Annotated in this window: 13 protein-coding genes and 1 other annotated feature; all 13 genes read left to right on the top strand. The window is 43.3% G+C overall.

The annotated features are described in order from the left end of the window. The first annotated feature begins 406 nt into the window (after positions 1–406). The 13 genes from thrS to arnD all read left to right on the top strand — a co-directional run bounded on the left by thrS (position 407) and on the right by arnD (position 14,724). Positions 407–2,335 carry a threonine--tRNA ligase gene (thrS, locus tag B0X70_RS13460; protein ID WP_105397150.1) on the top strand — a complete coding sequence of 643 codons (1,929 nt, stop codon included), beginning with the start codon at positions 407–409 and terminating at the stop codon, positions 2,333–2,335. Between the two features lie 3 nt (positions 2,336–2,338). Beyond that, positions 2,339–2,878, top strand: a complete 540-nt coding sequence (infC, locus tag B0X70_RS13455; RefSeq protein ID WP_071647077.1) for a translation initiation factor IF-3 — start codon at positions 2,339–2,341, stop codon at positions 2,876–2,878. A 97-nt stretch (positions 2,879–2,975) separates the two neighbouring features. After that, on the top strand, positions 2,976–3,173 hold the full coding sequence (gene rpmI, locus B0X70_RS13450) for a 50S ribosomal protein L35 (protein ID WP_011146889.1): 198 nt from the start codon (positions 2,976–2,978) through the stop codon (positions 3,171–3,173). Positions 3,174–3,214: 41 nt separating this feature from the next. Beyond that, positions 3,215–3,571 (top strand): 50S ribosomal protein L20, encoded by a 357-nt coding sequence (gene rplT / locus B0X70_RS13445; RefSeq protein ID WP_036775937.1) that lies wholly within the window; start codon positions 3,215–3,217, stop codon positions 3,569–3,571. Between the two features lie 102 nt (positions 3,572–3,673). After that, positions 3,674–3,797, top strand: a sequence feature (Phe leader region). A gap of 211 nt (positions 3,798–4,008) precedes the next feature. Further along, positions 4,009–4,992, top strand: a complete 984-nt coding sequence (pheS, locus tag B0X70_RS13440) for a phenylalanine--tRNA ligase subunit alpha (protein ID WP_036775936.1) — start codon at positions 4,009–4,011, stop codon at positions 4,990–4,992. 15 nt (positions 4,993–5,007) lie between these two features. After that, positions 5,008–7,395 (top strand): phenylalanine--tRNA ligase subunit beta, encoded by a 2,388-nt coding sequence (gene pheT, locus B0X70_RS13435; RefSeq protein WP_217469566.1) that lies wholly within the window; start codon positions 5,008–5,010, stop codon positions 7,393–7,395. A 4-nt stretch (positions 7,396–7,399) separates the two neighbouring features. Then, a complete protein-coding gene (gene ihfA, locus B0X70_RS13430; protein ID WP_011146885.1) occupies positions 7,400–7,696 on the top strand; it encodes an integration host factor subunit alpha in 297 nt (98 codons plus the stop codon). A gap of 66 nt (positions 7,697–7,762) precedes the next feature. Then, complete coding sequence (gene btuC, locus B0X70_RS13425) at positions 7,763–8,770, top strand: vitamin B12 ABC transporter permease BtuC (protein ID WP_217469565.1); 1,008 nt, start codon at positions 7,763–7,765, stop codon at positions 8,768–8,770. Positions 8,771–8,804: 34 nt separating this feature from the next. After that, positions 8,805–9,551: a vitamin B12 ABC transporter ATP-binding protein BtuD gene (btuD, locus tag B0X70_RS13420; RefSeq protein ID WP_217471732.1), complete on the top strand. Its 747-nt coding sequence runs from the start codon at positions 8,805–8,807 to the stop codon at positions 9,549–9,551. 173 nt (positions 9,552–9,724) lie between these two features. Continuing rightward, on the top strand, positions 9,725–10,870 hold the full coding sequence (gene arnB, locus B0X70_RS13415; RefSeq protein WP_217469564.1) for a UDP-4-amino-4-deoxy-L-arabinose aminotransferase: 1,146 nt from the start codon (positions 9,725–9,727) through the stop codon (positions 10,868–10,870). Then, positions 10,871–11,848: an undecaprenyl-phosphate 4-deoxy-4-formamido-L-arabinose transferase gene (gene arnC, locus B0X70_RS13410; protein ID WP_217469563.1), complete on the top strand. Its 978-nt coding sequence runs from the start codon at positions 10,871–10,873 to the stop codon at positions 11,846–11,848. Beyond that, on the top strand, positions 11,849–13,831 hold the full coding sequence (gene arnA, locus B0X70_RS13405; protein WP_217469562.1) for a bifunctional UDP-4-amino-4-deoxy-L-arabinose formyltransferase/UDP-glucuronic acid oxidase ArnA: 1,983 nt from the start codon (positions 11,849–11,851) through the stop codon (positions 13,829–13,831). After that, entirely contained in the window at positions 13,831–14,724 is an 894-nt protein-coding gene (gene arnD / locus B0X70_RS13400; protein WP_217469561.1) for a 4-deoxy-4-formamido-L-arabinose-phosphoundecaprenol deformylase, read from the top strand. The genes arnA and arnD overlap by 1 nt, the downstream gene beginning before the upstream one ends. The last annotated feature ends 6 nt before the right edge of the window (positions 14,725–14,730 follow it).

Raw genomic sequence — 14,730 nt, 5'->3', positions numbered from 1 at the left:
TGGCTTAAAAGAGACTAAACGATCCTGTATCCATATGTATGATAATCCGGCATATATAACTTATGCCGGATTTGTTCTATGTGTGTTTTGAAGAGCATGTTATCTGTTTTTCCTTAAAACATATTATTTCATTATAAAATTATTTTTTATAGTTTGTGCATTTGCATAAAAATAAGTGCAAATGATTGTACCTACACTAAACATCGCCGTGACCTGAATGGTTGTTGGTGGTATATTTTCGCGATGTTTAGGTATTGAAGGCAGTCACTTTTTACATTGTGTACCAATTTTAGTACCAAACTTTAATGGATTGACGAGATAATAATTTAAATCGTTATTTTAGTTGAATATCAAACTCCTTCAAGTGACCTTTCGTGTGGGTCACCACTGTAGATAAGGATTTTAAATGCCTGTTGTTACTCTTCCTGACGGTAGCCAACGCCAGTTTGACCGTGCCGTTTCTGTAATGGATGTTGCCTGTGATATTGGTCCAGGTTTAGCGAAAGCATGTATTGCTGGCCGCGTAAATGGTGAGCTAGTGGATGCTTGTGAATTAATCGATTCAGATGCAAATCTTGCCATCATCACCAGTAAAGATGATGCAGGGCTGGAAATTATCCGCCACTCATGCGCTCATCTATTAGGCCATGCGATTAAACAATTATGGCCAGATACGAAAATGGCTATCGGTCCGATTATTGATAATGGTTTTTACTACGATGTTGATATTGGCCGTGCTCTGACGCAGGAAGATATTACGCTGCTTGAAAAGCGTATGTTGGAACTTGCCAAAAAAGACTATGACGTCATCAAGAAAAAAGTGAGCTGGCAAGAAGCTCGTGATACTTTCGTTGCTCGCGGCGAGGATTATAAAGTACAGATTTTGGATGAAAACATTAATCGCGATGATCGTCCAGGTCTCTATAATCATGAAGAATATATTGACATGTGTCGTGGCCCACATGTGCCAAATATGCGTTTCTGCCACCATTTTAAGTTGCAGAAAGTCGCAGGAGCATATTGGCGTGGTGATAGCAACAATAAAATGTTGCAGCGAATATACGGTACTGCGTGGGCTGATAAGAAACAGCTCAATACTTATCTGCAACGTTTGGAAGAAGCGGCTAAACGTGACCATCGTAAAATTGGTAAACAATTAGATCTGTACCATATGCAGGAAGAAGCTCCTGGTATGGCATTCTGGCATAACGATGGTTGGACTATTTTCCGTGAGCTGGAAACTTTTGTTCGCACTAAACTGAAAGAATACCAATATCAGGAAGTTAAAGGTCCGTTTATGATGGACCGTGTTATGTGGGAAAGAACGGGTCACTGGGAAAACTACGGCGAGCATATGTTTACCACTTCTTCAGAGAACCGTGAATATTGCGTTAAACCAATGAACTGCCCGGGGCATATTCAGATTTTTAATCAAGGCTTAAAATCCTATCGTGATTTGCCGTTACGTATGGCTGAATTCGGCAGTTGTCACCGTAATGAACCATCGGGGGCATTACATGGTTTGATGCGTGTCCGTGGTTTTACTCAGGATGATGCTCATATCTTCTGCACAGAAGAGCAAATTCACCGGGAAGTCAGCAGTTGCATTAAGATGGTGTATGACGTTTACAGCACTTTTGGTTTTGAAAAGATCGTGGTTAAGCTGTCAACCCGCCCGGAAAAGCGCATTGGTACTGAGGAACAATGGAATCAAGCGGAAGCAGCTTTGGCGGCGGCACTACAAGAAAATGGCGTTCAATTCGAATATCAGCCGGGCGAAGGCGCCTTCTACGGACCGAAAATTGAATTTACTTTGCATGATTGTTTGGATCGTGCGTGGCAATGTGGTACTGTGCAGCTCGACTTTTCACTACCAGGCCGTTTGAGTGCGTCCTACGTAGGTGAAAATAATGAACGTAAGGTTCCTGTAATGATTCACCGTGCGGTTCTGGGTTCACTGGAACGGTTTATCGGCATCCTGACCGAGGAGTATGCGGGTTTCTTCCCGACATGGATTGCTCCACAGCAGGTGGTAGTGATGAATATCACCGATAACCAGGCTGATTATGTACAGGAATTAGTAAAAAAACTTCAAGATGCGGGCATTCGTGCAAAAGCAGACTTGAGAAACGAGAAGATTGGTTTTAAAATCCGTGAACACACTCTTCGTCGTGTTCCCTACATGCTTGTCTGTGGTGAGAAAGAGGTCGAATCAGGAAAAGTTTCCGTTCGTACCCGCCGTGGTAAAGATTTGGGTAGCATTGATGTTAACGAGTTCATCGAAAAACTGCTTATAGAAATACGCAGTCGCAATCTTCATCAATTGGAGGAATAAGGTATTAAAGGCGGAAAAAGAATTCAAACAGCGCGTCCTAATCGCATTAATGGAGAGATTCGCGCTTCTGAAGTTCGTTTAACAGGTTTAGATGGCGAACAGATTGGCATTGTCAGTCTGAGGGAAGCTCTTGAAAAAGCTGAGGAAGCGGATGTTGATTTAGTTGAAATCAGCCCGAATGCCGAGCCGCCGGTTTGCCGTATTATGGACTACGGCAAGTTCCTCTATGAGAAGAGTAAGTCGATCAAAGAGCAGAAGAAAAAACAAAAAGTTATTCAGGTTAAGGAAATTAAATTCCGTCCTGGTACAGATGAAGGCGACTATCAGGTCAAACTACGCAACCTGATTCGTTTTCTGGAAGATGGCGATAAAGCCAAAATCACCCTGCGTTTCCGTGGGCGTGAAATGGCGCACCAACAGATTGGCGTCGAAATGCTTAACCGCATCCGCGACGATCTGGATGAACTGGCGGTAGTTGAATCCTTCCCTTCGAAGATTGAAGGCCGTCAGATGATAATGGTGCTCGCTCCTAAGAAGAAATAGTCAGGCAATCAAGTAATAAGCTCCAGTCGGTTCATCTGGTTGGGGCTTGTTCGCCTGATTAATTCGTTGTAATTCACAATGCGAAGTGGAAATTAAAATGCCAAAGATTAAAACAGTACGCGGCGCCGCTAAACGCTTTAAAAAAACTGCAAGTGGTGGTTTTAAGCGTAAGCGCGCTAACCTTCGTCACATTCTGACTAAGAAATCAACCAAGCGTAAACGTCATTTACGTCCAAAGGGCATGGTCTCCAAAGGTGATCTGGGCCTGGTTGTTGCTTGCTTGCCTTACGCGTAAGCAATTTTTAGATTAGAACTCAGAGACGATAGGAGAAGTATATGGCTCGCGTAAAACGTGGTGTTGTCGCCCGTGCACGTCACAAGAAAATTTTAAAGCAAGCGAAAGGTTACTACGGTGCCCGTTCGCGCGTTTACCGTGTTGCCTTCCAGGCAGTAATCAAAGCAGGGCAGTACGCTTACCGTGACCGTCGTCAGCGGAAACGTCAGTTCCGTCAACTGTGGATTGCACGTATCAACGCTGCTGCACGTCAGAATGGTATCTCTTACAGCCGTTTCATTGATGGTCTGAAAAAGGCTTCTATTGAAATCGACCGTAAGATCCTGGCTGACATCGCTGTGTTTGACAAAGCGGCGTTTGCTGCTTTAGTTGAAAAAGCGAAGAGCGCTCTGGCATAAGTTAGGGTAGTAAGGAGGGAGCATGCTCCCTCTTTTACTTTGTTGTCAAATGCGGTTTACAAGAGTGTTGTTGCCAAAACAGAATTTTATTCCGAGAGAACCAACATTATGTCCTTAGCTTTTTTTCGCATCTTTTTTACTTTAGCACCTGAATTCAGGGGGCTTTGCGCGTAAGAAAAGAAACGAAAAGTAGCGCCTGAGCCTCCGTTGTGGAGGTTTTTTTGTTTTTATGACAGTAAAAACAGAAATAGGTATACCTTATGGATTTCAAGGTGCATTGAGACGGTAAGGGAGCGAATCCCCGTGAGCATAGCAAACTATGTGGCCGTGGGAAGCGAGTTCAGCCAACAAAGAGGCAACTTGAAAGATAACGGGTATATATAAGGTCATTAACGATCATTACTAGCAGGCCGTTAGGCCGAAGGAAGAGGAAAACGATGCCACATCTCGCTGAACTGGTTGCAAAAGCAAGAGCAGCCATAGAAGATGCCCAGGATGTTGCTGCGTTGGATTTGGTGCGTGTTGAATATTTAGGCAAAAAAGGCCATTTAACTCTCCAAATGTCATCGCTGCGTGATCTGCCGGTCGAAGAACGTCCAGCAGCAGGGGCGGTTATTAATCAGGCTAAGCAGGAAGTTCTGGAATCTCTGAATATCCGTAAAGAAAAACTGGAGACTGACCTTCTGAACTTCCGTTTAGCAGCGGAAAAGATTGATGTATCATTGCCCGGTCGCCGTATGGAAAATGGCGGACTACATCCGGTTAACCGCACAATAGAGCGTATTGAAACTTTCTTTGGTGAATTAGGGTTTTCTGTAGAATCAGGCCCTGAGATTGAAGATGATTATCATAATTTCGATGCGCTGAATATTCCTGCTCACCATCCTGCCCGTGCTGATCATGATACTTTCTGGTTTGATGCCAAACGTCTGTTGCGTACTCAGACTTCAGGTGTTCAGGTTAGAACTATGCACAGTCAACAGCCGCCAATTCGCGTCATTGCACCGGGCCGTGTATATCGTAATGACTACGATCAGACACACACACCTATGTTCCATCAGGTGGAAGGTTTGATTATTGATCGTGATATCAGTTTTACCAATTTGAAAGGAACGTTGCACGATTTCCTGACTAACTTTTTTGAAGAAGATTTGCAGGTTCGTTTCCGGCCTTCTTACTTTCCATTTACAGAACCTTCGGCGGAAGTTGATGTCATGGGTAAAAACGGCAAATGGCTGGAAGTATTGGGTTGCGGTATGGTTCATCCCAATGTATTGCATAATGTTGGCCTTGATCCTGAAATTTATTCTGGTTTTGCTTTCGGTATGGGGGTGGAGCGCCTGACAATGTTACGTTACGGTGTAACTGATTTGCGTGCGTTCTTCGAAAATGATCTGCGTTTTCTCAAACAGTTTAAATAAAGGCGGGAATATCTCATGAAATTCAGTGAACTCTGGTTACGCGAATGGGTAAACCCAGCCATTAGCAGTGAAGTATTATCTGATCAAATTACCATGATAGGTCTGGAAGTTGATGGCGTTGAAGCCGTTGCCGGTCAATTTCATGGTGTAGTTGTCGGTGAAGTTGTTCAATGTGCCCAGCATCCAAATGCAGATAAGCTACGGGTAACAAAAGTGAATGTCGGTGGTGAACGGCTGCTGGACATTGTTTGTGGTGCGCCAAATTGCCGCTTGGGGTTGAAAGTTGCAGTAGCAACTGTGGGTGCTGTATTACCGGGTGACTTTAAAATCAAGGCGGCAAAACTGCGCGGTGAGCCTTCCGAAGGGATGCTATGTTCTTTTTCTGAACTGGGTATTTCTGAGGATCACGACGGTATTATTGAATTGCCGATTGATGCTCCTTTAGGTGTTGATCTGCGTGAATATCTGAAGCTGGATGATAAAGTCATTGAAATTAGTATTACGCCTAATCGCGCTGACTGCCTAAGTATTATAGGGGTTGCGCGTGATGTGGCGGTTGCTAATAAAATGCCCCTATCTGAGCCACAAATTGAAGCAGTAAAACCGACAACAGACGCTGTTTTCCCTATTCGTGTTGAAGCAACAGAAGCTTGCCCACGTTACCTGGGACGGGTAATTAAAAACATTAATGTGAAAGCGGCAACGCCACAGTGGATGCGTGAAAAATTACGTCGTGGTGGTATCCGTTCTATCGACCCGATTGTCGATGTGACTAACTATGTATTGCTTGAATTAGGTCAACCGTTGCATGCGTTTGATCTGGAACGCTTGAATGGCTCAATCACTGTGCGTATGGCGAAGCAGGATGAAAAATTGGTGCTGCTGGATGGTACAGAAGCCAACCTTTCTACTGATACGCTAGTTATTTCTGATGAAAAACAAGCTGTTGCGATGGCAGGTATTTTTGGCGGTGAACATTCAGGCGTGAATGAAGAGACGCAAAATATTTTACTTGAGTGCGCATTTTTCGCCCCTTTAGCGATTGCTGGCCGTGCTCGTCGTTATGGTTTACACACTGATGCTTCTCACCGCTATGAACGTGGAGTTGATCCTCAGCTACAACACAAAGCAATAGAGAGAGCGACTCAACTGCTGATTGATGTTTGTGGTGGTGAAGCGGGTCCAATTATTGATGTTACTGATGAATCTCAATTGCCACAGTCCGCGACAATCACATTACGTCGTGAAAAACTGGATCGTTTGATTGGTCACTGTATATCTGATGAACAGGTTGGTGGCATTTTGACCCGTTTAGGTTGCAAGGTCACTATTCAGGAAAATGGCTGGCAAGCGGTTGCGCCAAGCTGGCGTTTTGATATGGAGTTGGAAGAAGATCTGGTGGAAGAAGTTGCCCGTATCTACGGTTACAACAATATTCCAGATGTACCGATGCGTGCTGATCTTATCATGAAAAAACATCGTGAAGCGGATCTTTCCCTGCAACGTGTTAAAACGATGCTGGTTGACAGAGGTTATCAAGAAGCGATTACTTATAGCTTTGTTGATCCCAAAATTCAGGCACTGTTACATCCACAGCAACAAGCGTTGATGCTGCCTAATCCAATTTCGGCGGATATGTCAGCAATGCGTTTATCTCTACTCACGGGTTTATTAACGACGGTGGTATATAACCAGAACCGTCAGCAAAACCGTGTGCGCTTATTTGAAACGGGTTTACGTTTTGTTCCTGATGAAAATGCGGAGCAGGGCATTCGTCAGGAGCTGATGTTGGGGGGAGTCATTACCGGCAATCGTTTTGAAGAACATTGGTCACTGGACAAACAGTCAGTTGATTTCTTCGATATGAAAGGTGATTTGGAAGCTGTTCTGGAATTAACTGGAAAATTATCTAAGATTTCTTTTAGAGCAGATGTAAATCCGGCGTTGCACCCAGGTCAAAGCGCCGGGATTTATTTGGAAGATGAATACATCGGATATATTGGTGTAGTTCACCCGGAATTGGAACGTAAACTTGACTTAAATGGCCGCACAGTGGTATTCGAAGTACTCTGGAACAAGCTGGCAAGTCGCGTGATTCCTGATGCAAAAGAGATTTCACGTTTTCCGTCAAACCGCCGTGATATTGCGATCGTAGTGCCTGAAAATATTGCTGTAGAAGATGTTTTGGCTGAGTGCAAGAAAGTTGGCGTAAATCATATAGTTGGCATAAACTTGTTTGACGTGTATTGTGGTAAAGGTGTAGCAGAGGGTCATAAGAGCCTTGCTATAAGTTTTATCTTGCAGGATACCGCGCGTACACTGGAAGAAGAAGAGATTGCTGCGACTGTTAATAGATGTGTTGCAGTGCTGAAACAGCGATTCCAAGCATCCTTGAGGGACTGAACCTATGGCGCTTACTAAAGCTGAAATGTCAGAAAATCTGTTTGAGAAACTGGGAATTAGCAAGCGTGATGCTAAAGATCTGGTTGAATTATTCTTTGAAGAAGTGCGTCGTTCTTTGGAGAATGGTGAGCAGGTAAAATTGTCTGGATTTGGCAACTTTGATTTACGGGATAAAAACCAACGTCCGGGGCGTAATCCTAAGACTGGTGAGGACATTCCGATTACAGCTCGCCGAGTAGTGACATTCCGTCCTGGTCAGAAGTTAAAAAGCAGGGTTGAGAAAGCCACGCCTAAAGAATAATCAAAAAGGCCGCATCAATAGCGGCCTTTTTCTTAAACGAATCCTCCCTCATGAGCTTGATTTACCATGCAACCCATCTCTTCCATCACTGAATTAGTGACTCGCCAGAAAAAGCGTGATTATCGTTTTCTGGCGATTCTCACTTGTTTATTTCTATTGGTTTTTTTTCTCTCACTCTGTGCCGGAGAAAATTGGATCTGGCCTGATAAATGGTTTTCTGAAACAGGTCAGTTGTTTGTGTGGCAATTGCGTTTTCCCCGTGTATTAGCTGTAGTTGCTGTGGGTGCAAGCTTGACTGTGGCGGGTGCTGTAATGCAGGCGCTGTTTGAAAATCCGTTGGCGGAACCTGGGCTATTAGGCGTCAGTAATGGCGCTGGCGTGGTGGTAGTGTTTCTGGTGTTGATGTTTCATGGTATTGCGCCGTTTTGGTTACTAAGTATTAGCGCTGTGTTCGGAGCGTTGACTGTCACAATGATATTGCTGACTTTTGCAAGAAAGCGTTATTTAAATAATGCTCGTTTGTTGTTGGTAGGGGTTGCTTTTGGTGTCGTCTCTGGTGCGTTAATGACCTGGATGGTTTATTTCAGTACTAGCCTGGACTTGCGTCAGCTAATGTATTGGATGATGGGAAGTTTCAGTGGAATAGATTGGCGGCAGCAATGGTTAGTAGTCGCTTTGTTTCCTTTGATCATTTGGTTGAGCCGGCAAGGAAAAGTACTTAATTTTCTGTCACTGGGGGAAACACAAGCTCAACAGTTGGGTATATCGCTTTATTATTGGCGTAATTTATTTGTATTTGCTGTTGGGTTATTGGTCGGGTTAAGTGTTGCACTTGCTGGAACAATCAGCTTTATTGGTTTGGTTATTCCACATATTTTACGTTTATGCGGTTTGACAGATTATAAAACGTTACTGCCGGCTTGTGTTCTGTCCGGCGGTTGTGGATTATTGCTGGCTGATTTATTTTCTCGCCTTAGCTTGAATAATGCAGAAGTGCCGATTGGCGTTGTGACTGCAACATTGGGTGCGCCGGTATTTATTTGGTTATTATTGAGAGTCAGAGACTGGAGTTAAGAACGTGGACAGTGTGCAAGTGACCAATCAGTTGATGGCTCTCAATCAAGTATCAGTACGAAACAGATTAATGCCGCTGACCGCATTGGTGCGACAAGGTGAACAGGTACATCTCATTGGGCCGAATGGTTCAGGAAAAAGTACATTACTGGCCTGTATGGCCGGTATTTTACCCTATAGTGGTGTAATCAATTTGCAACAAAAGTGTCTTAGTCAATATAGTCACTGCCAGTTAGCGCGGCATAGAGCATGGCTTAGCCAGCAAATTTCTTCTGTGCCGATAATGCCGGTTTTTCAATATCTGCAACTGTACTTAGCTGCCCATCTTGTTAATTGTGACAGTGTGTTGTCAGAACTTTGCTCCTTTTTTAAGTTGGGAAAACTTCTGGAGACACCTGTAGGTCATCTATCTGGTGGTGAATGGCAAAGGGTGCGATTAACAGGGTTTTTTTTGCAAGTCTGGCCGACAATCAATTCGGAAGGCAAATTATTGCTCTTGGATGAGCCTACGAATAATCTTGACATCACTCAGGTAGCCGCACTTGATCTATTAATAAAGAAATTTTGTGAACTCGGTGGAACCGTAGTTATGAGTGGTCATGATCTCAATCATAGCTATGATAAAGCTGATCGGATCTGGTTGCTTGCTAATGGAACACTGGTTGCGAATGGAAAACCGGATGAGGTAATGAAAGAAAATACGCTCTCTAAAGTTTTTGCTGCTGACATCAAATGTGTGCCAGAAAGGACAGATAAGTATTGGCGGGTTTTCTTACCCTAATTATAGTCCCGCCGTATGTGCCTACCGTGAATCTGTACGTATCGTGGATTTGTACGTACCGTAGATCTATAGTAATTTCCACTTAATTTGTTAAATCATACCTGTGTTTACGATTCGTTAAAATATAGTCATCTAATATATCGTTATATTATGAATGAATTGGACTGTGTTTTATGGATCGTTTTCTTCCATTTTCTCGTCCTGCGATAGGTGATGAAGAAATTCAGGCAGTAGAAAAGGTTCTTCGTTCGGGTTGGATTACAACAGGCCCGCAAAATCATCAATTGGAACAGGACTTTTGCCGCATGTTTGGTTGTAAACATGCGGTTGCATTGGCCTCTGCAACGGCGGGTATGCATCTGACGCTAATGGCGTTGGGAATTGGCCCTGGTGACGAAGTGATTACACCATCTCAAACTTGGGTTTCCACAATAAATATGATCTGTTTGCTTGGTGCTGAACCGATCATGATTGATGTTGATCGTCATACGTTAATGGTCGACGCGCAGGCAGTAAAAAAGGCGATTACTTCCAAAACCAAAGCGATTATTCCTGTTCACTATGCCGGTGCGCCTTGTGATTTAGATGCATTGCGTGGGATTGCTCAAGAGGAGGGTATTCCATTGATTGAAGACGCGGCTCATGCATTAGGAACCCGTTATAAGAATGAATGGATTGGTGAGCATGGTACTGCGATTTTCTCTTTTCACGCCATAAAAAATGTCACTTGTGCGGAAGGGGGGTTAATTGCTACTGATAATAATGAACTTATTGAACGAATTCGGTGTCTAAAGTTTCACGGATTGGGTATTGATGCTTTTGATCGTCAGATTCAAGGCAGAAGACCACAGGCAGAAGTTGTAGAACCGGGCTACAAATATAATTTATCTGATATTCATGCTGCGATTGCTGTTGTGCAATTAAGTAAATTGGAATCAATGAATATTCGCCGTCGGCAAATTGTTGCCCGTTATTCAGCGGCATTAAAAGATTCGCCTTTGCAGATGTTAAGTGTGCCTGATTATGAGCATATGCATGCACATCATCTATTTATGGTGAGGGTTGATAAGGATGTTTGTGGCATTGATCGCGATACGTTAATGGAACGTTTGAAAGAGAAAAATATTGGTACAGGTTTGCATTTCAGGGCTGCGCATACACAAAAATATTATCGGGATCGGTATCCGCAATTGTCATTACCCGAATCAGAATGGAATTCAGTAACACTTTGTTCATTGCCGCTCTTTCCTGATATGAGTGATGACGATGTGGATTATGTTATTGATGTTTTACAAGAAATTATTTCGGAGCACAGATAAGTGTTATTTGAACAAATTAAAAAAGTTTCTGTTGTTATTCCGGTTTATAACGAAGAAGAAAGTTTACCTCTTTTATTGGAAAGAACCTTAGCGGCCTGTAAACAGTTGACTCAGGAATATGAGCTTATTCTTGTCGATGATGGCAGTAGTGATAGATCTGCGGAAATTCTGATTCAGGCTGCCGAACAATATGAAAATCATATTGTTGCAATTTTACTTAATCGTAATTATGGTCAGCATTCAGCGATTATGGCGGGGTTTAATCAGGTCAGTGGCGATTTAATTATTACGCTTGATGCCGATTTGCAGAATCCGCCAGAAGAGATCCCCCGTCTTGTTAAAACGGCTGAACAAGGTTATGACGTTGTGGGTACTCGCCGGGCTAATCGGCAGGATTCTCTATTCCGTAAAACAGCTTCAAAACTCATCAATGCTATGATTACTAAAGCAACAGGCCGCTCTATGGGAGATTATGGCTGTATGCTCCGTGCCTATCGCCGCCATATTGTTGAAGCTATGTTGCAGTGTCATGAGCGCAGCACCTTTATTCCTATTCTGGCAAACACGTTTGCCCGTAAAACCATTGAGATTGATGTCGCTCATGCAGAGCGTGAATTTGGCGATTCTAAATATAGCTTCATGAAGCTGATTAATCTGATGTATGACTTGCTGACCTGTCTGACAACCGCGCCTTTACGTTTGCTGAGTGTGGTAGGTAGTGTGATTGCAGTTTCTGGTTTTTTGCTGGCTGTATTATTGGTGGTTTTACGTCTGATTTTCGGCGCCATATGGGCAGCAGAAGGGGTATTTACTCTATTTGCCATCCTTTTCATGTTTATTGGCGCGCAGTTCGTCGCGATGGGTTTATTAGGTGAATACATAGGCCGTATCTATAACGATGTTCGGGCGCGCCCACGTTATTTTATTCAAAAAGTGGTCGGAAATAAAAAGACCAACAACAACCAGGAAGAGTACTAAATGAAAGCAATTGTATTTGCCTATCATGATATCGGCTGTGTCGGGATCAATGCCTTAACTAAAGCGGGTTTTGATATTCAGGCGGTATTTACCCATACAGATGATCCTAATGAAAACCATTTTTTCTCTTCTGTTGCCCGTTTAAGTGCAGATTTAGGACTACCGGTTTTTGCGCCAGAGAATGTCAACCATCCACTTTGGATTGAACGTATCCGGGAACTAAAACCTGATGTGATTTTCTCTTTTTATTACCGAAATATGCTGAGCGAGGATATTTTATCGCTGGCGAGCGCAGGCGCATTTAATCTGCATGGTTCACTGTTGCCAAAATACCGTGGTCGCGCCCCGATTAACTGGGCGATTTTAAATGGTGAAGTGGAAACCGGTGTAACCTTGCATAAAATGGTGTTGAAACCTGATGCAGGGGATATTATTGCTCAACACAAAGTTACTATTGCAGAGACAGATACCGCGTTGACTTTGCACGGTAAAATTCGTGAAGCAGCGGAAAAACTGCTTAATCAAGCATTACCCCAGATCAAAGCGGGAACTTATCCAGCGATACCTCAAGATGAAAGTCAGGCAACTTACTTTGGGCGTCGTACTGCTGCGGATGGTGAGATTGACTGGAGCAAATCAGCCGCTGAAATTAACAATCTTGTCAGGGCAGTGACTGAGCCATATCCGGGGGCGTTTACTTTCTTAGGTGAACGTAAGATTACTATCTGGCGCGCCTCTCCATTGAATGAGATTCATGATAAACAACCGGGAACAGTATTATCGGTAGATCCGTTAATTATTGCCTGTGGAGAAGGTGCGTTAGAAATTATCAATGGGCAGAGTGAATCAGGGTTATATGTTCAGGGCCATCGTCTGGCGGTAGATATGAGCATGGTGACTGATATCCGTGTTGGTCCAAAGGCAACCGCTCAAATTAGCCACCGGAAACGTGTATTAATTCTCGGTGTAAATGGCTTTATCGGTAATCATCTAACAGAACGTCTATTACGTGATGGCAACTATGATATTTATGGTATGGATATCGGTTCTTCCGCCATTGAGCGTTTTATTGGTAATCCGCGTTTCCACTTCATCGAAGGTGATGTCAATATCCATACTGAATGGATCGAATATCACATTAAAAAGTGTGATGTTGTTTTGCCATTAGTAGCCATTGCGACTCCAATTGAATATACCCGTAATCCGCTGCGTGTATTTGAATTAGATTTTGAAGAGAATCTAAAAATTGTCCGTTATTGCGTTAAATACAATAAACGGATTATTTTCCCATCCACATCAGAAGTTTATGGAATGTGTGATGATAAAGAATTTGATGAAGATGACTCTCGTCTGATCGTTGGTCCGATCAACAAACAGCGTTGGATCTATTCTGTATCAAAACAATTGCTAGATCGTGTTATTTGGGCATATGGTGAGAAAGAAGGACTCAAATTCACACTATTTCGTCCATTTAACTGGATGGGGCCACGTTTGGATAATTTGAACTCCGCGCGTATCGGCAGTTCCAGAGCGATCACACAATTAATATTGAACTTAGTTGAAGGTTCACCGATCAAACTAGTGGATGGTGGTGAACAGAAACGCTGTTTTACTGATATTAATGATGGTATTGAGGCGCTGTTCCGTATTATTGAAAACCGGGATGGGTTATGTGACAGTCAAATTATCAATATTGGCAATCCAACTAATGAAGCCAGTATTCGTCAATTAGCGGAAATATTACTTGATAGCTTTGAAAACCATGAATTGAGAGATCATTTTCCTCCGTTTGCTGGATTTAAAAAGATTGAAAGCGGCAGTTACTACGGAAAAGGTTATCAGGATGTTGAACACCGTAAACCAAGTATTAGAAACGCGGAGCGGTTATTAGGTTGGAAGCCAACCATCGACATGAAACAGACGATAAATGAAACACTGGATTTCTTCTTGCGTGGCGCAGTGGAAGAATTAGGGAAAAATTAATGAAACAAGTTGGCTTGAGAGTTGATGTGGATACCTATCAAGGAACCGTTGAAGGGGTGCCGCAATTACTCAAGATTTTGGCAAAACATCAGATTCAGGCCAGTTTTTTCTTTAGTGTTGGGCCGGATAATATGGGGCGCCATTTGTGGCGTCTTTTACGACCGAAATTCTTATGGAAAATGTTGAGGTCAAATGCAGCATCTCTATATGGTCTTGATATTTTACTGGCGGGAACGGCATGGCCGGGTAAGAAGATCGCTAAGGATTTAGGCTATTTGATGAAACAAACTCTGGATGCAGGCCATGAAGTGGGTCTGCATGCTTGGGATCATCAGCGTTGGCAGGCGAAAGTCGACCGTTGGTCAGAAGCTCAGTTAACAGAGCAGGTTAAACTGGGGGTGGATGCATTGGTAGAGGCAATTGGTCAACGGGTAGTTTGTTCTGCTGTTGCGGGTTGGCGGGCTGATGAACGCGTACTCGCGGTAAAGCAACAGTTTGGTTTTGATTACAACAGCGATTGTCGGGGAACTCATCCATTCAGGCCCATTTTGCCTGATGGTACTCTTGGTACGGTGCAAATTCCGGTGACGTTGCCAACTTATGACGAAGTGATAGGAATTCAGGTTAAAGATGAAGATTTTAACCAGTTTATCCTTGATAAGATGAAAAACAGCCAGGGAGTTCCGGTATATACCATCCATACGGAAGTTGAAGGGATGTCCAAGTCCACAGAATTTGCAACGCTGTTGGAAACGGTTCATCAGGAAAACATACAATTTTGTGCATTGAGTCATCTGCTGCCTGAAAATATACAGCGACTTCCTGTCGGGAGAATTATTCGTTCCGAATTTCCCGGTAGAGAAGGATGGCTAGGATGCCAACAAGAGGTTTAACTTATC

It is taken from the genome of Photorhabdus akhurstii (assembly GCF_019090985.1).
GTDB classification, from domain to species: domain Bacteria; phylum Pseudomonadota; class Gammaproteobacteria; order Enterobacterales; family Enterobacteriaceae; genus Photorhabdus; species Photorhabdus akhurstii.
The sequence above is the reverse complement of the archived record's forward strand: the minus strand, read 5'-3'. Positions and strand labels throughout refer to the sequence as shown.